At 50.1% G+C, this 19,452-nt stretch carries 17 protein-coding genes and 4 tRNA genes; 11 read left to right on the top strand and 10 right to left on the bottom strand.

All coding sequences use genetic code 11. The features are described from left to right. Nucleotides 1–29 precede the first annotated feature (29 nt). The 3 genes from BZG82_RS04880 to arsJ all read left to right on the top strand — a co-directional run bounded on the left by BZG82_RS04880 (nt 30) and on the right by arsJ (nt 2,693). Nucleotides 30–371, top strand: a complete 342-nt coding sequence (locus BZG82_RS04880) for a metalloregulator ArsR/SmtB family transcription factor (protein ID WP_077479022.1) — start codon at nt 30–32, stop codon at nt 369–371. A gap of 11 nt (nt 372–382) precedes the next feature. Then, nucleotides 383–1,390: an ArsJ-associated glyceraldehyde-3-phosphate dehydrogenase gene (locus BZG82_RS04875; RefSeq protein ID WP_077765291.1), complete on the top strand. Its 1,008-nt coding sequence runs from the start codon at nt 383–385 to the stop codon at nt 1,388–1,390. Nucleotides 1,391–1,463: 73 nt separating this feature from the next. Then, a complete protein-coding gene (arsJ, locus tag BZG82_RS04870) occupies nt 1,464–2,693 on the top strand; it encodes an organoarsenical effux MFS transporter ArsJ (RefSeq protein ID WP_077765299.1) in 1,230 nt (409 codons plus the stop codon). 47 nt (nt 2,694–2,740) lie between these two features. Here arsJ and BZG82_RS04865 read toward each other — a convergent pair whose 3' ends face one another. Then, nucleotides 2,741–4,669 (bottom strand): methyl-accepting chemotaxis protein, encoded by a 1,929-nt coding sequence (locus tag BZG82_RS04865; RefSeq protein ID WP_077479020.1) that lies wholly within the window; start codon nt 4,667–4,669, stop codon nt 2,741–2,743. A 242-nt stretch (nt 4,670–4,911) separates the two neighbouring features. Between BZG82_RS04865 and BZG82_RS04860 the strand changes: the two genes are divergently transcribed. Next, nucleotides 4,912–5,886 carry a glutathione S-transferase family protein gene (locus tag BZG82_RS04860; protein ID WP_077765290.1) on the top strand — a complete coding sequence of 325 codons (975 nt, stop codon included), beginning with the start codon at nt 4,912–4,914 and terminating at the stop codon, nt 5,884–5,886. A gap of 57 nt (nt 5,887–5,943) precedes the next feature. Here the strand turns inward: BZG82_RS04860 and BZG82_RS04855 are convergent. The 4 genes from BZG82_RS04855 to BZG82_RS04840 all read right to left on the bottom strand — a co-directional run bounded on the left by BZG82_RS04855 (nt 5,944) and on the right by BZG82_RS04840 (nt 6,346). Next, nucleotides 5,944–6,028, bottom strand: a tRNA-Tyr gene (locus tag BZG82_RS04855). A 19-nt stretch (nt 6,029–6,047) separates the two neighbouring features. Beyond that, nucleotides 6,048–6,132 (bottom strand) — tRNA-Tyr (locus tag BZG82_RS04850). A gap of 22 nt (nt 6,133–6,154) precedes the next feature. Beyond that, a tRNA-Tyr gene (locus BZG82_RS04845) sits at nt 6,155–6,239 on the bottom strand. Nucleotides 6,240–6,261: 22 nt separating this feature from the next. Then, a tRNA-Tyr gene (locus BZG82_RS04840) sits at nt 6,262–6,346 on the bottom strand. Nucleotides 6,347–6,703: 357 nt separating this feature from the next. Between BZG82_RS04840 and BZG82_RS04835 the strand changes: the two genes are divergently transcribed. Both BZG82_RS04835 and BZG82_RS04830 read left to right on the top strand, forming a co-directional pair. After that, nucleotides 6,704–7,825 carry an efflux RND transporter periplasmic adaptor subunit gene (locus BZG82_RS04835; RefSeq protein WP_077765289.1) on the top strand — a complete coding sequence of 374 codons (1,122 nt, stop codon included), beginning with the start codon at nt 6,704–6,706 and terminating at the stop codon, nt 7,823–7,825. Continuing rightward, complete coding sequence (locus BZG82_RS04830) at nt 7,825–10,974, top strand: multidrug efflux RND transporter permease subunit (protein ID WP_077765288.1); 3,150 nt, start codon at nt 7,825–7,827, stop codon at nt 10,972–10,974. Before BZG82_RS04835 ends, BZG82_RS04830 begins: the two co-directional genes overlap by 1 nt. 73 nt (nt 10,975–11,047) lie before the next feature. On the opposite strand, the gene queC is transcribed toward BZG82_RS04830, so the two are convergent. Then, nucleotides 11,048–11,743, bottom strand: coding sequence for a 7-cyano-7-deazaguanine synthase QueC (queC, locus tag BZG82_RS04825; RefSeq protein WP_077765287.1), 696 nt, complete (start codon nt 11,741–11,743; stop codon nt 11,048–11,050). A gap of 181 nt (nt 11,744–11,924) precedes the next feature. Here queC and BZG82_RS04820 point away from each other — a divergent pair, with 181 nt between their 5' ends. Beyond that, nucleotides 11,925–12,449, top strand: coding sequence for an RES family NAD+ phosphorylase (locus tag BZG82_RS04820; RefSeq protein WP_077765286.1), 525 nt, complete (start codon nt 11,925–11,927; stop codon nt 12,447–12,449). Nucleotides 12,450–12,451: 2 nt separating this feature from the next. On the opposite strand, the gene BZG82_RS04815 is transcribed toward BZG82_RS04820, so the two are convergent. Continuing rightward, nucleotides 12,452–12,886 carry an acyl-CoA thioesterase gene (locus tag BZG82_RS04815; protein WP_231637397.1) on the bottom strand — a complete coding sequence of 145 codons (435 nt, stop codon included), beginning with the start codon at nt 12,884–12,886 and terminating at the stop codon, nt 12,452–12,454. A 244-nt stretch (nt 12,887–13,130) separates the two neighbouring features. Here BZG82_RS04815 and dbpA point away from each other — a divergent pair, with 244 nt between their 5' ends. The 4 genes from dbpA to BZG82_RS04795 all read left to right on the top strand — a co-directional run bounded on the left by dbpA (nt 13,131) and on the right by BZG82_RS04795 (nt 16,306). Then, complete coding sequence (dbpA, locus tag BZG82_RS04810; RefSeq protein ID WP_077765298.1) at nt 13,131–14,513, top strand: ATP-dependent RNA helicase DbpA; 1,383 nt, start codon at nt 13,131–13,133, stop codon at nt 14,511–14,513. Nucleotides 14,514–14,552: 39 nt separating this feature from the next. Next, nucleotides 14,553–14,936 carry a nuclear transport factor 2 family protein gene (locus BZG82_RS04805; RefSeq protein WP_077765285.1) on the top strand — a complete coding sequence of 128 codons (384 nt, stop codon included), beginning with the start codon at nt 14,553–14,555 and terminating at the stop codon, nt 14,934–14,936. Nucleotides 14,937–15,120: 184 nt separating this feature from the next. Beyond that, nucleotides 15,121–15,732, top strand: coding sequence for a phosphotransferase family protein (locus BZG82_RS04800; RefSeq protein ID WP_077765284.1), 612 nt, complete (start codon nt 15,121–15,123; stop codon nt 15,730–15,732). Between the two features lie 79 nt (nt 15,733–15,811). Next, entirely contained in the window at nt 15,812–16,306 is a 495-nt protein-coding gene (locus tag BZG82_RS04795; RefSeq protein ID WP_077765283.1) for a DUF1003 domain-containing protein, read from the top strand. Between the two features lie 25 nt (nt 16,307–16,331). Here the strand turns inward: BZG82_RS04795 and BZG82_RS04790 are convergent, their stop codons facing one another. From BZG82_RS04790 to BZG82_RS04780, 3 genes are read right to left on the bottom strand one after another with little or no spacing between them, the layout of a single operon-like run. Continuing rightward, on the bottom strand, nt 16,332–17,876 hold the full coding sequence (locus tag BZG82_RS04790; RefSeq protein WP_046073628.1) for a tripartite tricarboxylate transporter permease: 1,545 nt from the start codon (nt 17,874–17,876) through the stop codon (nt 16,332–16,334). Nucleotides 17,877–17,879: 3 nt separating this feature from the next. After that, nucleotides 17,880–18,410, bottom strand: coding sequence for a tripartite tricarboxylate transporter TctB family protein (locus BZG82_RS04785; protein WP_241837343.1), 531 nt, complete (start codon nt 18,408–18,410; stop codon nt 17,880–17,882). 21 nt (nt 18,411–18,431) lie between these two features. Continuing rightward, nucleotides 18,432–19,409, bottom strand: a complete 978-nt coding sequence (locus BZG82_RS04780; RefSeq protein WP_077578537.1) for a tripartite tricarboxylate transporter substrate binding protein — start codon at nt 19,407–19,409, stop codon at nt 18,432–18,434. Nucleotides 19,410–19,452: the final 43 nt, after the last annotated feature.

Raw genomic sequence — 19,452 nt, 5'->3', positions numbered from 1 at the left:
ACAGTTAATGAAGTGTAGTGAGAGAGCCTATGTTGCCTCATCAGTTTTTCAAATTATTGGCCGATGAAACACGTGTGCGGTGTTTACTGCTTATTGCCCGTGAAGGGCAGTTATGTGTGTGCGAACTGACTGAAGCGCTAGATACCTCGCAGCCAAAGATTTCACGCCACTTGGCGCAATTGCGTGCCAGCGGGGTGTTGGTTGATACGCGCCAAGGGCAGTGGGTGTTTTATCGTTTAGCTGCCGATTTACCCGGCTGGATGCGCAAACAAATTCAAGGGCTGGTGGACTCCAACTGCCTAAAAGACACTTATCAAGAAGATCTCACGCGGCTTGCCAAGATGGCGTCTCGCCCCACCTGCTGCGTGTAAGGGAGAAAGCAATGACAATTAAAGTCGGGATCAATGGGTTTGGCCGTATCGGCCGTTTGGCACTGCGGGCTGCGTTTGACTGGCCAGAGCTCGAATTTGTCCACATTAATGATGTGGCGGGAGATACGGAAACACTGGCGCATTTGCTGGAGTTTGATTCGGTACAAGGGCGTTGGCATCACGCGGTGAGTGCAGAAGGAAACCGCGTGCAGATTAACGGTCACTCACTGACGACAAGCCAAGAAAAAGCGATTGATGCAGTCGATTGGTCAGGCTGCGATGTGGTGATTGAGGCAACGGGAAAACACCTTGACGCGGATTTGCTGCAAAAATACTTGGACCAAGGCGTAAAGCGTGTGGTTGTCTCTGCGCCAGTCAAAGATGAGCGAGTGGCGAATATTGTGGTGGGAGTGAATGACGCGATATTTGATCCGAGTAAACATCGAATCGTTACCGCAGCGTCGTGTACCACGAACTGCTTGGCTCCGATTGTGAAAGTGATCCATGAAAAACTGGGAATTGCGCAGTCGACCTTCACCACCATTCATGATTTAACCAATACTCAAACGATTTTAGATGCGCCGCATAAAGACTTACGTCGTGCCCGCGCGTGCGGCATGAGCTTGATCCCGACCACCACAGGATCGGCGACCGCCATCGTGGAAATTTTCCCGGATCTAAAAGGTAAGATTAATGGCCATGCGGTGCGTGTGCCACTCGCCAATGCGTCGCTAACGGACGTGATTTTTGATGTGGAAACCGATACCACTGCTGATGAGGTGAATGCATTGTTGCAAGAGGCCGCGGATGGCGATCTCAAGGGCATTCTTGGCTTTGAGGCGCGTCCTTTAGTCTCGATTGATTACCGTGGCGATCAGCGCTCCACCATTGTCGATGGTTTATCCACCATGGTGGTGGGTAAGCGTATGGTCAAAATCTATGCGTGGTATGACAACGAAATGGGGTATGCCACGCGCACCGCTGAGTTGGTGCGCAACGTCGGCCGCGTTGATCAGTAATCGCTTTTTTATAGGGTAGCGATGCGTGCCCCGTACCGCATCGCCCTTTTTTGTATGTGAATCGATGACCACTATGTTTGCTCAATTAAGCCAATCCGTGCGCCAGTATATGCTGGTCACCTTTAACTATTGGAATTTCACCATCACCGACGGTGCACTGCGGATGCTGGTGGTGCTGTATTTTTATGAGCTGGGCTACGGCACGTTAGAAATCGCCTCGCTGTTTTTGTTTTACGAATTCTTCGGCGTGGTCACCAACCTTATCGGTGGATGGCTCGGTGCGCGTTTAGGCCTTAATCGCACCATGAATATTGGCCTTGGTATGCAAATTGTGGCGCTCGCCATGTTAGCGGTGCCAGCCGTTTGGCTCACCATTCCCTGGGTGATGACAGCTCAAGCCTTGTCTGGGATTGCGAAAGATCTGAATAAAATGAGTGCCAAAAGCGCGATTAAAACCTTGGTGCCTGACAACGCAGAGGGGGCGCTGTTTAAGTGGATTGCGATCTTGACCGGCTCGAAGAATGCACTCAAAGGTGTGGGCTTTTTTGTTGGTGGCGCATTGCTTTCTCTGATTGGCTTTCAGTACGCGGTGGCGGCGATGGCTGGCGTCTTGAGCCTCGTGTTTATCGGCAGTGTGGTGTCGCTCAATGCGGAGTTGGGAAAAGCCAAAAGTAAGCCCAAGTTTTCGGAAATTTTTTCTAAGTCTCGTAGTGTGAATATCCTCTCAGCGGCACGGATGTTCCTTTTCGGCGCGCGAGATGTGTGGTTTGTGGTGGCGTTGCCAATTTATCTTGGCACCACATTTGGTTGGAGCCACAGTGCGGTGGGCGGCTTTCTTGCCCTTTGGGTGATCGCTTACGGCATGGTGCAAGGGATTGCGCCGAAAATTACCGGGCGCCAAGCTGGCCATTCGCCGGGCGGTAAAGCGGCGTTAGGTTGGGCAGGTTTATTGGCAGTGGTGACAGGTGTTATTGCTTACGCAATTGGCGAACAGTGGTATCCGCAAGGAGTGATTATCGTTGGACTCATGGTGTTCGGAGCGATCTTTGCGATTAACTCGTCACTGCATTCTTACTTGATTGTCAGCTACGCCAAAGGCGACGGCGTGTCGCTGGATGTGGGGTTCTATTATATGGCAAACGCCATGGGACGCTTAATTGGTACTGTGTTATCCGGTTGGGTGTTCCAAGTGTGGGGGCTGGCGGCATGCCTTTGGGTGTCGTTTGGATTTCTCACCGTAACCTCGATCATTTCGCTGTGGTTACCGAACCGTCAACCACAGCCTCTGCAGCCTTCGTCATAAGCGCAGAATGAGATAAATGCCACCCAGCAGGCTGGGTGGCAATTCGGTTACCATTTAAACACGGTACTGAGGCGACGCAGCTCTTCGCCGACGGATGCCAAGTCTTGGCTGGCCACCGAGGTCTGCTCGGAGGCTTGCGAGGTTTGGTCGGCCACATCTTGAATGGTATTCATGCGTTGGCTGACATCTTCCGCCGCGTGCCCTTGCTCTTTGACGGCTTGTGCGATTTGGGTGTTCATTTCCGTGATATTGCTAATTTCTGCTGAAATAGACTCAAGGGCTTCACGAACTTGTTCGGTTTGCTCGACCACTTCTTCGACTTGTTGCTTACTTTTCACCATTTCACTCACGGCGGATTCGGCACCTGCTTTAAGGGTCTCGATCATTTTTTCAATCTCGACGGTCGATTCTTGGGTTTTCTGTGCCAGTGAACGGACTTCGTCGGCCACTACCGCAAAGCCACGACCTTGCTCACCCGCTCGGGCGGCTTCGATGGCGGCATTGAGTGCGAGTAAGTTGGTTTGATCCGAAATTCCTTTGATCACATCCAAGATAGACGCGATGTTTTCACTGTCGTCTTTCACCGTGTTAATGACCGACTCGGACTGTCCAATGGCTTCCGCTAAGGTCGAAATACCGGCGACTGTGGTGCTCACTAACGCGTTACCGCGTTGCGCTTGATCGTTCGCCTGATGGGCGGAGTCCGAGGTTGCCTCGGCTTTATGCGCCACTTCTTGTGCCGAGGCGCTCATTTGTGTTGCTGCTGCGGCCACTTGTTCAATGTCCTGTTTCTGCGTCTTCACGCCGTGGGAGGTTTCGTTGGTCAGCGAAGATAATTCCTCTGACGAGTTGGCGATGCGGGTAATGTTGTCCGACAAATCGCCAATCATGGTTTTTAGACGGGTCGACATGGTGGAAATGGATCCGAGCAGCTCACCAATTTCATCTTTCCTGTCGGTCGCAATGTTGACGCTTAAATCGCCATTGGCGATTTGTTGGCTGGCTGCCACTGCGCGCTGTAAGGGTGGCACGATCATAGCAGTCATCAGCCAAGAGACACCGATACCGATTACAACTGCGGCGACGGCTAGCACGACATTACTAACCAGTAAACTTTGCTCATTTTCAGAGAGCTCTTGTTTGCCTATATCACGGCCTTTCTCGGCGAGATCTTCCACGGCTCTCGCTTTGGTTAACATGGTGTCGTTAATTGTTTGGCTTTGTTGATATGTGCTGACGTAGGTTTGGAATGCGTTGCGATAGGACGCGATGCCTTGTCGAACGGCTGACTTGTCTATTTCATCCGGAAGGGTATCGATCAACTTGTCCATGTCGACCAAGGTTTTATTGACGGCATCCATGAACTGCGTATCGTTCGAAAGAAGAAAATTCTTCTCGGCGCGACGAGATTCGAGCATCCATTTAATTAAGCGATTTGCTTCATCGGCAATTTTCAAAGTATCGATGACCACTTCCGGCGCGCGCCCTTGGGCAAGATAACGGTTGACGCGATCCTTTTGTGTTTGGCGAATGTCTATCAGCGCTTGCTCAACCCGCCGAGCCTGATCGCGCATCCCTGTTTCCGCTTGCGCGAGCTTATCAAACTGCGCCACATACTGATCCATCGCCGCTTGGTAGGCTTTATTTTCAGTCATGATTTGCGAAAGCAGTGTGAGGATTTCTTGCTCATTGACTTTGGCGGTTGTGGTAGTTACTTGCTGATTGATGGTGTCAGTAAGTTGTTTGATTTCATCCACGTAGCTGTTATCGCGACGTAAAATATAATTCTTTTCGGTAATCCGCACTTCTTTTATGTATTTAACAATTCGATTGAGATCATCGGCAGCCGAGACATCATCATTCAGCTCATCCACACCTGTGACAGCGTTCAGCGTCACTAATGCAGTTAATAACACCAAAATACCAAATGCGATCATGAGCTTAAGCCGCACTTTAAGGTTATACATCCATTTCATTGGGCGCCTATTCAGTTAAGATCGGACCTATTTAATATAGTGGAATTTTACTAACTGGCATGTTTTCAGTCTGACAGGTCACTATGGTGCGTGCTATGGCTTATGATTTTTCGGTGGCCTCGTACTCCTTTCATTCTGCGACGATCAGCCACTTGAACAGCTTTTTCGAATAACTCCAACAAGTTGAATGGCCGACTTTCTCGTTGTGGCTTTTTATACTGCAAAGAGAAAAAGGAGGACGTATGGGAAAACTGATCGATGGTGTGTGGCACGATGTGTGGTATGACACCCAATCATCCGGCGGCCGATTTATCCGTGAAGACGCAGGGTTTCGTCATTGGATAACGCCTGATGGTGATTCAGAGTCCAGCGGGAGCGCGGGCTTTAAAGCAGAATCAGGACGTTATCATCTCTATGTCTCTTTGGCATGCCCGTGGGCGCATCGCACCCTGATTATGCGTCATTTGAAAGGGCTTGAGCCTCATATTGCTGTCACTGTGGTGGCGCCTGAGATGCTAGAACATGGCTGGACGTTTTCGAAGCCAGAGCCCTTATATGGGTTTGACTACGCGCACCAGTTGTATACCAAAGCCAAACCTGACTACACCGGACGGGTCACTGTGCCAATTTTATGGGACAAGCAAACCGAGACGATTGTCAGTAATGAATCCGCCGACATTATTCGAATGTTCAATTCGGCGTTTAATGGTATTACGGGCAATCATAACGATTATTACCCAGAAAACCTACGTGCGGCGATTGATCAGTGGAATGAATTTGTTTACCCCAATGTAAACAATGGCGTGTACAAATGTGGCTTTGCCACCGAGCAAGCGGCCTATGAAGACGCTTTTGATAAGTTATTTACTGCCTTGACGGTGTTGGATGATCATTTAAGTCGTAACCGTTATCTTGCCGGAAACCAGATCACAGAAGCCGATTGGCGTTTGTTCACCACCCTGATTCGTTTCGATTCTGTCTACGTGGGCCACTTTAAATGTAACAAGCAACGTATTGCCGATTACTGCAATTTGTTTTGCTACATGAAAGAGCTGTTTCAAGTGCCAGGGGTAGCCGAGACCGTCGATATGCAGCATATCAAAACCCATTACTATTACAGCCACGGTAATATCAATCCAACCCGAATTGTACCGAAAGGACCGGAGCAAGATTTATGGTCGCCGCATGGGCGAGCATCACTAACATGCGGGAAATAATAGGGCTGCTAACGACACAACAACGAAAAAGGGCCAGCAGATGCTGGCCCTTAAATATGGTGGTGGAGGAAGGATTCGAACCTTCGAAGGCTGAGCCGTCAGATTTACAGTCTGATCCCTTTGACCGCTCGGGAACTCCACCGGAGTGTTACTTTGTAAAGTGGTGGTGGGAGAAGGATTCGAACCTTCGAAGGCTGAGCCGTCAGATTTACAGTCTGATCCCTTTGACCGCTCGGGAAYYCCACCACGGAGTCTTGCTTTGTAAAAGTGGTGGTGGAGGAAGGATTCGAACCTTCGAAGGCTGAGCCGTCAGATTTACAGTCTGATCCCTTTGACCGCTCGGGAACTCCACCACGGAGTATTGCTCGGTAAAAATGGTGGTGGGAGAAGGATTCGAACCTTCGAAGGCTGAGCCGTCAGATTTACAGTCTGATCCCTTTGACCGCTCGGGAATCCCACCACGCGAACGGGGCGAATATTATCAAACCGATTGGTGCTGTAAAGGATTTTCTTGATCCCGTGTAGCGGTTGATGTTTTTTTCAACGCTTTACGGTGTTTTTGACCGCCAACATCGAATTTTATGCGTTTTTTGAAACCGTTGCTTATTGCCGCAGTCTCATGCCCAGTCATCGATGATGCGTGGGTAGGTCACAACCCATATATCGCAGAAAGATCAATCATAAAGCAATTATGAGTTCTGATCGAATCTCATATTTCAATGTAATAAGTATAAAAAATAGCGTCTTTACAATTCTTTAAGGACAAAAAGAAGCAGATCAGTACACTGGTGCTATTCAAATTATGAGGTGTGATGCAATGAAAAAAGGGATGCTAGTGGGCGCCGTGATATTGGGCGGCGTTGCGTTCTGGTTATGGAATGGGTCGGGGCCCACGAACGAAGATACCGTAGCCTCAGCACCGGGGGCACGATCTGTGGATGTGATGACGGCGGAAGTGGAAACCAAACCGATTGCGCCGTCGTTGTCATTGGTGGGCAATGTTAAAGCCCATCAGCAGATTGATATTGAATCAGAAGTCTCGGCGCGCATTGAAACTGTGCATGTAAAACCGGGCGAGACGGTTGAAAAAGGGGCGCCTTTGGTGACCTTTAATCGCGCCAAAGCTCAAGCCGCGGTGCTGGAGGCGTCGGCTTACCTCAATGATGAGCAGCGCAAGCTAAAGGAGTACACCAAGCTGGCGCAACGTGGTGCGTTAACGCAAACCGAGTTGGATGCGCAGCAAGCCAGTGTCAATATTGCCAAGGCCCGTTTGCAATCGGCGCAATCTGATCTAGATGATCATCGTTTAATCGCGCCTTTTTCTGGTCGCATTGGTTTGTTTGATTTAAGCGTCGGCCAGCGCGTGGATGTGGGCGAAACTCTTTTTAGTCTCGACAACCTGTCACGTATGAACCTCGATATTCAGGTGCCAGAGCAATACATCGGACTGCTTTATCCCAATATGCCAGTGGCGGTCACGTCGCAAGCCTATCCCGATGAGGCCTTTACCGGCACGGTGAGTGTGGTGGACTCTCGGGTGGATAAAGACGCGTTATCGGTCAGTGTTCGCGTCGCGCTGGATAATCCTGAACGCCAATTGCAGCCCGGTATGCTGATGGAGGCGAAACTGACTTTGCCTGAGCAATACGCGGTGATAGTGCCTGTGCAAGCTCTGCAGTATTCCGGTACGCGCCGCTATGTCTTCCGCGTTGATAACGAAGGCATTGCCCATCGTACCGAAATTACCCTTGGCGCGCGGATTGATAATCAGGTAGTGGTGAGTAAAGGACTCGAGCCGGGTCAGCACATTGTGGTGCAAGGTTTAGTGAACATGCGTGATGGGGCGCAAGTCTCGGTATTAAATGCGGAAGCGCGTAAAAACCAAGCTGATGATCAAAGCCGTGTGACTGAGACTGTTTCTGAGACGGAGGCCAGCTAATGTGGTTGTCTGATGTCTCGGTAAAACGGCCAGTGATGGCGATCGTATTGAGTTTGCTGTTATGTGTCTTTGGCGCGGTTTCTTTCTCGACCTTATCAGTGCGTGAAATGCCTGATATCGATAGCCCGGTGGTGAGTATTTACACCGGCTATTCTGGCGCCTCGGCCAGCATTATGGAAAGCCAAGTCACGCAGTTGATTGAAGATGAGCTTTCTGGCATCAGCGGCATTGAAGAGATCACCTCGGTCAGCCGCAATGGCTCATCACGGATCACGGTGGAATTTAAACTCGATCACCCGCTGACCGAGGGGGTGAGTGATGTGCGTGATGCCGTGGCGCGCGCGCAAGGGGGATTGCCTGATGATGCCAACGATCCGATTGTGTACAAAGACAACGGCACTGGTGAAGCGGCGGTCTATATCAATTTGGCCTCGTCAGAGATGGACCGCAACCAACTGACGGAATACGCCCAACGTACGCTGGAAGATAGATTCAGCTTGATCTCTGGGGTGAGCTCGGTCGATTTATACGGCGCGCTGTATAAAGTGATGTATGTGAAGCTGGATCCGACCCAAATGGCGGGGCACGGTGTCACCACCCAAGATATTCTTGACGCATTGCGGGATGAAAACTTAGAAAGTCCGGGCGGGGAAATCCGCAATGACGTGATGACCATGCCAGTACGTAGCGACCGTTTATATCGTGACGCAGAGGACTTTAAACAACTGGTGGTACGCACCACGGCGAACGGCACTGCGATTTATTTGTCGGATGTGGCGGAGGTGGCAATTGGCTCACGGAACGAAGATGCCACCTATAAAAACAATGGTATTAATAATTTAAGTTTGGCGCTGATCCCACAATCCGATGCCAATCCGCTCGATATATCCGCACGAGCGCATAAACTTGTTGATGAAATGCRGGCCTTTCTGCCCGAAGGTACGCGTCTTTGGGTGGATTACGATACCACGGTATTTATTGATCGCTCGATTGAGGAAGTGTATAGCACGCTATTTATTACTGGGGCGCTGGTGGTATTAGTGTTGTATATCTTTATTGGCCAAGCACGCGCCACCTTGATCCCTGCAGTGACTGTGCCGGTATCCTTGATTTCTGCCTTTATCGTTGCCTCAGCAATGGGCTTTTCGATTAACCTATTGACCTTAATGGCGCTCATTCTCGCGATAGGTCTGGTGGTGGATGATGCCATTGTGGTGGTCGAAAATATCTTCCACCACTTACAGCAAGGCGATCCACCCTTGGTGGCCGCTTACCGTGGTGCTCGGGAGGTGGGTTTTGCGGTGATCGCCACCACCGCGGTGTTGGTGATGGTGTTTCTCCCCATTACCTACATGGATGGCATGATTGGTAAGTTGTTCACCGAGTTTGCCGTGATGCTTGCTGTCACCGTGCTCTGTTCGTCCTTAATAGCGTTAACGCTCACGCCGGTGCTTGGCAGTAAATTACTGCGCTTAAATGTGGCATCTACTCCCGTGAACCGCGTGATCACCCGTGGGTTTGATGTGCTTGAAAGTTACTATCGCCGAGTGCTGGCGCATGTCCTGCGTTGGCGTTGGGTGGCTCCGGTAGTAATTCTGCTTTGTATTGGTGGCAGTGGCGTGCTGATGCAGCACTTACCGTCGCAATTAGTGCCACAAGAAGATCGCGGGGTGCTGCTGGCGTTTGTCCGTGGTGCGGAAGGCACGGCGTACAACCGTATGGTGGGCAATATCGAGCAAATTGAGCAGCGTTTAATGCCCTTGGTCGAGGCGGGTACTCTGAGCTCGGTTAGCTTACAAACACCAGCGTTTGGTGGCCGAGCTGGGGATCAAACAGGCTTTGTGATCATGCTATTGCCGGATTGGGATGAGCGCGATCGCTCCGCACAAGATATCTTGGCGGAAGTCCGGCAGGTGTTAAATGGTGTGCCAGATGTGCAAGTGTTCCCGTTTGCGCCTGGTTTTGGGGGCGGCAGTTCAGAGCCCGTGCAGTTTGTGTTAAGTGGTCCAGACTATCCTGAACTTCATCGCTGGGCGGAAAAATTGGGCGAAATGGGCCGCGAGGCGGGCATGATTGACAGCCCCGACTACGACTACAACCAAAACACCCCTGAGTTGGTGGTCAAAGTAGACCGTCGTCGCGCCGCTGAACTTGGGATTTCGGTGCGGGATGTTTCCGATACCTTAGAGGTGATGCTTGGTGGCCGGGCACAGACCAGCTATGTGGATCGTGGTGAAGAATACGATGTGTATGTACGCGGCGATGAAAAGGCCTTTAGCAGCAAAGGGGATCTTACCCGTATTTATATGCGCAGCCGCAGTGGCAAGTTGGTCTCGCTGGATGCAGTGACTACGGTGGAGGAAACAGCGTCCGCGCAGCGCTTGAGCCATACCAACAAGCAAAAGTCGATCACCTTATCGGCGCATTTAGGCGAGGATGTGACACTGGGTCAAGCACTCGATTATCTCGATAAAATCGCGGCTGAGAACCTGCCAGCCGATATCTCGGTGGGCTATTCAGGGGAGTCGAAAGATTTTCGTGACAACCAAACCAGTGTGCTGGTGGTGTTCGGTTTAGCGCTTTTGGTTTCGTACTTGGTGTTAGCGGCGCAATTTGAAAGCTTTATTAACCCCTTGGTGGTGATGTTGACGGTGCCCATGGGGATGCTAGGCGGCTTTTTAGGCCTGTGGCTGACCAACCAAGGGATCAATATCTACAGTCAAATTGGTTTGATTATGCTGATTGGGATGGTGACGAAAAACGGTATCTTGATCGTGGAGTTTGCTAACCAACTGCGTGACCGTGGCATTGCATTTGAAAAAGCGATTATCGATGCGTCAGTCCGTCGCTTGCGACCGATTCTGATGACGGCGTTTACCACCTTGGCAGGGATGATCCCACTGATCCTCTCCACTGGCGCGGGGGCGGAAAGTCGTATTGCGGTTGGGACAGTGATCTTCACCGGCATGGCCTTTGCGACCTTTGTTACCTTGCTGGTGATCCCTGCGATGTATCGCTTACTCTCCATTCATACTCACTCGCCTGAGTATGTGGCGCAGCAATTGGATAAGGCGCTCGCGGTGGAAACTGTGCATCGGGCCAGTCATGGTGAGTTTGATACCCATCCGCATGATGAGCCGCATAAATAACTGCTGTTGTATTCTCGATACAAAAACCGCCTCTTCATAATGAGGCGGTTTTTTATTTCTTGTCGCTGCGCTATTACGCGTTTTCGGCTTGTTTGCGTTGCAGCGCGGCTTGTACTTCTGCTTGGTTGGCGAGGTACTCATCTAAGCCACGCTGACGCAAGTGACAGGCTGGACACTCGCCACAGCCAGTGCCTTTAATGCCGTTATAGCAGGTTAGGGTATGGTCGCGTACAAAATCGAGGGCGTGATACTGGTCGGCCAGTGCCCAAGTCTCGGCTTTATTCAGCCACATCAGTGGTGTGACTAAGGCGAGTTTTCTATCCATACCGCGCTCAAGGGCTTGCTGCATTGATTGAATAAAATCGTTACGACAATCTGGGTAGCCAGAAAAGTCAGTTTCGCAGACACCGGTGATTACCGCCTCAGCGCCAATTTGATAGGCGTAGATACCCGCTAAAGTCAAAAACAAGATATTACGACCCGGCACAAAGGAATTGGGCAGGCCGTTTTCGTTCAGTGCATTGGAAACAGGAATATTGTCGCGTGTGAGCGAGCTAATCGCCAATTCATTGAGCAAACCAACATCCAGTACCTTGTGCGCACTGACGTTGCGGTTTGCAGCAATCTCTCGGGCAACATCAATTTCTTGCTTGTGGCGCTGGTTATAGTCGAACGTGAGGCAATGCACTTCGTCGTACTCTGCCTGCGCTTGAATCAAACAGGTGGTTGAATCCTGTCCTCCGCTAAATACCACAACGGCTTTTTTCATTGGTTTGTCCTTTGGCGGTGCTACTTACCCAGTGTTACACAGAGCACGGATGGTACCCCTGTGCGGTATCGACAGCAAGCCAGATGCGATGATGCAATCCGTTAGTCAGCACGCAATTTGTCCCCTCTTTGTTTGCTAAGCTACGCCTTGATAATTGATTTATAAAGGACATTCGCAAGTCATGGACGGACTTGAACCGCAAGCAATCCCCCGCCTGTGCCGCACACCTATCTCGGGTATTTTTGTTAGAGTATGTCACCCTGAGCATATCGACGCTGCCTTGATGCGAGAAAGTAAAGACAGACCGAACGGTCGGTATAATCGTCAGGGGGAAAGTGCGCTGTATTTAACCGAGAGTGCAGAGAGTGCGCGCGTAGCCATGCAAAAGTACGCCAGCCAGATCACAACGCCACGCGTGCTTGTGCGGTATCAGGTTGACCCCTGTGAGCTGGTGGATTTGCGTCATCCTGAACTCCAGCAATACAAAACCTTATCCAGCGTTGATTGGCAAGCGGCCTTAGCAAAAGGCGAATCACCATCCAGTTGGTTGGTGGCCGATACGCTGAGAAATGGTAATGAAATTGGCTTGATTGACCCGTCGCGAAAAGATCCCAGCACTTGGCATATTACCTTGTTTCGCTGGAACGCCCCAGGCGCGCCGTCTGTAACCAGAGTGGGCGAGCCTGAAGAGATTAGTTTGGAATAAAGTTACTGTTTCGCCACAAAAGCTTTTAACCCTTCGAGCGTCTCGGCTGGGATAGGGCAGCTTTTACCGGTTTTAAAATCGCAATAGACAATCAAGGCCTCGCCCTCGGCCACACAGCGTTCTTGATTGTGACTGTAGATTTCATACTTCATCGCATAGCGCTTTTCTTGAATATCCTCGACCCAAGCGACGGTGGTGATGGTATCTGGATACACCAAAGGGGCGCGATAATCGCAGCGAGTTGAGGCGACCACGGGGCCTACATGCAGCCGTTTGGCTAGCTCGAATACTTCCAGTTTTTCAAGCATCACCACACGCACATCTTCAAAATAGCGAAAGTACACGGTGTTATTGATGTGTTGCAGGGCATCCATGTCGTTCCAGACAATCGCCTGCGTATGAGAGAGCGGGTAGTTTTCTACTGGGATATTTGCCACAAGACAATCCTCCTTAATTGTGTGTCTTGATTGCACACCAAGCACAATGACAAGACAAGCCGCGCAAAGGTAAATACGGAGCTTGGTCTAACAATTACGCAACAAAATACATGAGGCGACAAAGCGGTTATCAAGAGTGTGGCGCTAATTGGTTAATGTGGCAGCAATCAGACTCTGGTATGATACGCCCCCTTTTTGGCCGTGCTTGGGCGCGGCATGATTTACTTTTGCTGTGGATACGACTTTGACTGATACCGCTTTTTCCTCGCTCGCGTTACCTGCTGATTTACTCGATAACTTGGCAACCTTGGGTTATACGCAGATGACGCCCATTCAGGCGCAGAGTTTACCGTCTGTGCTCAGTGGCAAAGACATTATTGCCCAAGCTAAAACTGGCTCGGGGAAAACGGCGGCATTTAGCTTAGGTGTGTTAGCCAAACTGAACGTAAAACGCTTTCGCGTGCAATCTTTGGTGCTGTGTCCAACCCGTGAGCTGGCCGAGCAAGTGGCGGTTGAGATGCGTAAGTTGGCGCGTGGTCGCCATAATGTCAAAGTGCTGACGCTGTGTGGCGGTGTATCGATTGGCCCACAAATTGGCTCATTGGAGCATGGTGCACACATTATTGTCGGCACTCCAGGGCGTGTGGATGACCATTTACGCAAAGGCACCTTGCGCCTTGATGATGTTGAGACCTTGGTGTTGGATGAAGCCGATCAGATGCTGGATATGGGCTTCCAAGATACCTTGGATGCCATCATTGCGCGTGTTCCTGCTCATCGCCAAACCTTGTTATTTAGCGCCACTTTCCCGCGCTCGATCAATGCGATTGCCCAGCGAGTGTTGAGCCACCCTGTCTCCGTTAAAGTGGATGAGGTGCAAACGCAAAGTACAATCACGCAACACGTTTATAAAGTCGATGACAACAAGCAGCGTTATCAAGCGTTAAAGTTACTTTTATTGCACTTTCAGCCGCAAAGCTGTGTGGTGTTCTGTACGACCAAAGCTCAAACACAACAAGTTTGCGATAACCTAGAAGATGATGGCTTTAGCGCCGTTGCCTTGCATGGCGATATTGAACAGCGTGGCCGTGAGCGCACCTTGGTAAAATTTGCCAACAAAAGTGCGTCTGTGCTGGTGGCCACTGATGTGGCCGCGCGCGGCTTAGACATTGATGACATGGATATGGTGATCAACTATCAACTCGCCCACGATCCACAAACTCATTTACACCGTGTCGGCCGTACCGGTCGCGCTGGCAAAAAAGGGGTGGCGTGTTCGCTATATAACGATGCCGAGCACTATAAGCTGGCGATGATTGGCGATCAGTATGATCGCGATTTTCTCCCCGAAGCCCTGCCGCCGCAGCATTTGCTCGACACTGCGCCTTACCGGCCTGAAATGGCAACCTTGATGATTGACTCAGGTAAAAAGCAAAAAGTACGTGCGGGTGATATTTTAGGTGCGCTGACTGGCCAAGCGGGCATTGACGGTAAGCAGGTCGGCAAAATCAATGTACTCGACAATGTGGCGTTTATTGCCGTGTCACAATCTTGCGTTAAAGCCGCATTGCGTAAACTCAATGAGGGTAAAGTTAAAGGACGCACTATTCGCGCCCGCCGGATTTAGTTTGTAAGGACATATCAAAGACATAACCAAGGAATAAGCATGACGAACAAGGATGTTGTTCTCGCGTTTTGGGAAGCCATGCAACGAAATGACTTCTCAAAAGCGAGTGAGTACTTCAGTGATGACTATCAATGCTTCTGGCCTCAGTCAGGAGAATTGATCGTTGGGCGCGATGACTTTGTCGCACTAAACACGGCCTATCCTGCAAATGGTCTATGGACATTCTCCGTTTACTCTTGTATTGCTGAAGGCGATAGGGTGGTGACAGATGTTGGAGTGACTGATGGTGTTGTTAACGATCGAGTAATTACTTTTCATACACTGAAGGCTGGTCGTATCGCGTATCAACAAGAGTTTTGGCCTGACGACATGCCAGCACCTGAATGGCGATCCAACTGGGTGAGGCGTGTTGGCAATGAATAGACAAAACCTAGCTCAAATGGGGGAGGCGTCGGTCTGCCGTTCAACGTATCAGGGTCGGGCTTGTATCACAAAAACTCATGCGACGTTAGTTGAGCGGGATTTTTACTGCTCTGTTGCGCCTTATGTCAACGCAGTCGGTGTAAACACGCCAGCCTTGTTCGAGGTGAGTGAGACGACTCTCTGTATGGAATGGATTCCACATGCGGTTTCGATAGAAGAACTTGCGCAAGATACCAATACGTTTGAGCAATTAGCTCGCCTACATGGTATCGAGCTATCAATTCAACCACACTTCAAACACCACCAATGGTCTTTACCGCAAACACAATTCGCGCTTGAACAGCTCAGCTTGACTCCTGAGCTTGAAAGGATGCTGTATCAGTTACAACAGTACAGCGATGTATTGTTCACGCCCCGTTGTGTACTCTCTGGTGATACTAATCCGGGCAACTGGGGAAGACGTGAAGACGGTACATTAGTGCTGTTTGATTGGGAGCGCTTTGGGCAAGGTTCACCAGCGATTGATTTAGCTCCTTTGGTCGCGGGAATGGGAGATAAAACAGCCTATCAAGCGATTATCACTCGCTACAAAGCAGCAAATCCGAGTGTGGATAGCCATTCACTGTTTGTTGAGCTTGTCTTGGCAAAAGCATGGATAGTTGTAGAAGTCGTTAACCTATTGACCCAGCGTGGCACACCCAATCGCGACCGCTATTTGAATTGGTATAATTCAGTCTTACCGCAGTGGTTGCCTCACGCTTTCGGGTGGGCATCACTTGCGGAGTCCCTACGTTAATCTACTCTATTTCAATCGCTTAATGATAAGCGCTGCATCATACCCCGTTGGTATTGTGCGTGTTGGCATGGAGTCATAGATGAAAAAATATTTTGAGAACTTAGCCAAAGCTTTGCTCGGCCAGCCATTTGGTAGCCTTAGTTCGGGAGAACAAAAAGTTATTGAAAGCATTGCCAATAACACGGCAGTGTCTGAGAACGTCAACAAGTCCTTCCACGAAAGTTTGACCACTGGGCAAATGGTGGCGGACAAAATTGCCTCATTTGGTGGCTCTTGGTCAYTTATCGGGCTTTTCTTCGCATTCATCATTGGCTGGATTGTCGTGAATACGGTTTGGTTAGTGGGAGACACGTCATTTGATCCCTATCCCTTTATTTTGCTGAACCTTGGGTTATCCAGTCTGGCGGCTTTCCAAGCGCCGATCATCATGATGTCGCAAAACCGCCAAGCGGCAAAAGATAGGATGGAGCAAAAAGCCACCTACGAAATCAATCTAAAACTCGAGCTTGAACTAATGCGCCTGCACGACAAATTTGATGCCTTGCAGACGCGGATAGATAAAGATACGGACTAGCGCATTAATGCTTTTGTGCAGTTTATCAATCTGTCGCGTGCTCGGTCGCTTGGGTTGTACTGCTTTTCTTACCTCGTTTTTTATCCCAGACGGCGATAAAGCCAGGCAGTAACAAAGCGAGTACCGCTAACAGCATGATGGTAAGTGTTAGTGGCCTTTCCCATAGGAATGCATAGCTACCATCCGTCAGTGTTAGTGTACGGCTAAGATTTTTCTCCAATATATCGCCTAGAATAAACCCTAAAAGCATGGGAGCCATTGGAAAGTCTAGCAGTTTCAAAAAGGTGGCGATGATGGTGATGACGACCATCATTTGGATATCGAAGGCATTAAAACTGACCAGATAAACGCCCGTGATGGAGAAAAACAATATCAATGGGATTAAAATGGGGCGTGGGATCACCAACAGACGAGAGATGTAAGGGATCAGCGGTAGATTGAGAATTAACAAAACCAGATTACCGAAGTACATCGAGATAATCACGGACCAGAACACATCAGGATTGTCGATAAAAAGGCGTGGACCGGGTTGAATGCCATAAGCGATTAGTGCCCCGAGCATAATGGCGGTCGTGCCAGATCCCGGAATACCAAGCGTAAGTAGAGGAACAAAGGATCCTGTCGAGGCGGCATTGTTAGCAGACTCTGGGGCGGCAAGCCCACGCAACGCTCCGCGCCCAAATCTTTCTTTAAGTGCCTTAGGCGCAAAGTTTCTTTCCATGCCATAGCTTAAAAAGGCGGCGATCGTTGCGCCTGCGCCGGGTAATACGCCAACAAGAAAGCCAAAAAATGATGAACGACCGACGGTCGGGGCGACGTGTTTTATTTCTTCTTTGCTTAGCTTCATGCTGCCGAGTGAGGTCATATCGATCTGGGCGTCTTTTTCTTTGTGCTCCCCCCTCAGCACTGTCATCACAACTTCCGTTAATGCAAAGGTTGCCATTGCTAGTAATAAGAAGCTGATACCATCAATTAAATCGACATTTCCAAAGGTAAATCGTGGGCTGCCTGACATCACATCAATGCCAACTGTCGCGATCATCAGGCCAAAGACAGTCATCATCATGGCTTTAAGCACGCGCCCTTTACCGGAAAATGCAGCCACAGCAGTGAGTCCCAGCACCATAAGTGCAAAGTAGTCACTGGATTGAAAACTCAAAGATACTTTTGCTAGCGCAGGCGCGGCAAAGAGTAAGATGATGGCGCCGATCGTGCCACCGGTGAAAGAGGAATAGGCGGCAAGCGCCAAGGCTTTTCCAGCTTGTTTTTGTTGCGCCAATGGATAACCGTCAAACGCGGTCACAACGGTACTGGCACATCCCGGAGCGTTGATAAGAATGGAGGAAGTAGATCCGCCAAAAACGGCACCGTAGTATACGCCAGCCATCAGAATAATACCCGATGATGGATCGAGCCCGTAAGTGATCGGGATCATTAGGGCAATCGCTGAAATGGGGCCGAGTCCGGGTAACATCCCTATAAAGGTGCCGGCAAAGCAGCCAACAATTACCATGAGTAAGTTGAAGGGCATGATAGCAGTACCAAGCCCAGACATAATTCCATCAAACATCGCTTACCCTCCTTGTGCTAGGCGAAAAAGTTGACCAGGAGCTAGATAGATATCGAGCATTTGGGTCAATAAAAACCAGAAGCTGATAGCAAAAGGGACGGAGGCCAAGAGAATAACTTTGGGGCGCCGCTCACCAAGCAACCAATAACCGCCAGCAAGAAACAGCGCGGTGGATACCAAAAAACCGACCCATTTCAGTGCAAGCGAAAACGCGACCATCAATAATAAGAGTTTGCTCATGAGCCAAAAATCGTAGCCGGCTAATGAAAGCGTTGAGTGTCGACTTTTTGTGGCGGTGAGCAACTGTAGTAGCGCGAGCACACTCCCTAATACGGCAAGAAAGTTGGGGAGGGTGCGGGCATGAAAGGGCTGAAACTCATCGCCAGGAATAAGCGCTATTTGATTAGCGTAATAACCGTAAGCAAGCGAAAAGCTCAGAAATATTAGGCCGCCGATATGGTCTTTGGTTATCGTCATTGGAGCTCCCTCTCTAGATGAACCAATAAAATGGAGAAGCAGCGCGCCAAGAAGCATGGCGACGCTGCGGTAAGGCGATTACATGAAACCAAGCTCAGTCATCAAGGCGCCGATTTCTTTTTCTTGTTGTTCAAGAAAGTGCATGAATTCGTCGCCAGGCTTATAGATTTCGGTCCAGCCGTATCGATCGCGCACGGATTTCCATTCAGGTGTGTCATACATCTCACCCAGTACTTGTGCATACTCTTTCGCACGTGCTTGACTGATTTCTGGGGAGCCAAAAAAGCCACGCCAGTTGACAAACGTCGCGTCGTAGCCCAGCTCTTTGAGGGTAGGCACATTGGGTGCAACGGGAGAGCGCTCTTCCCCTGTCATCGCGAGGATACGCACTTCACCTGCTGCTGCAAGCGTCAACGCTTCACTTAAACCGGTTGAGAGCACCTGAGTTTCGCCTGATAGCAACCCTGCCATGGCTTTACCTCCGGCATCGTAGGCGAGGTATTTTACTTGTCGTGGGTCGCCGCCACCTGCTTTAAATGCGAGCGCTGCCACTAAATGATCCATACTGCCGCGCGCTGACCCACCGGCAACAGAAACGGAACGAGGATCGTTGTTGTATTGCTCCACAAGATCGGTAAAGCTTTGGTATTTTGAGTCTTTGGGTACAACGAACGCAGCATAATCACCAATAGTGGCCGCTACTGGGGTCAAATCACGAAACGATTGCGGAAAAACTTTGGCAAGAGAGCGGATCACAATCGGTGTGGAGTTAACCATTAACGTGTCGGTAGATTGCTCAGCGGTTTGGATCAGGTACGCAATGGCCTTACCTCCGCCACCGCCGGACATGTTCTCGTACGAAACCTGTTCGACAAGCTCAGATTTAGAAAGTACTTCCCCGACGCCACGTGCTGTGCTGTCCCAACCACCACCAGCGCCGCCTGGTACTAGAAAATGAATGTTGTCGACGCTCGCTTGGACGTTAATGCTTAGCGCGGCTGCTATCACACCTGCGACGATGGCTGTTGATTTACCTTTTCGATATTGCTTGAACATTGTGCTTCCTCATGTATTGATTGCTTCCTCATGAGGACTCTAA

Origin of the sequence: Salinivibrio sp. PR5 (assembly GCF_001996085.1) — a bacterium.
GTDB classification, from domain to species: domain Bacteria; phylum Pseudomonadota; class Gammaproteobacteria; order Enterobacterales; family Vibrionaceae; genus Salinivibrio; species Salinivibrio proteolyticus.
This window is presented reverse-complemented; position numbering and strand designations above follow the sequence as displayed.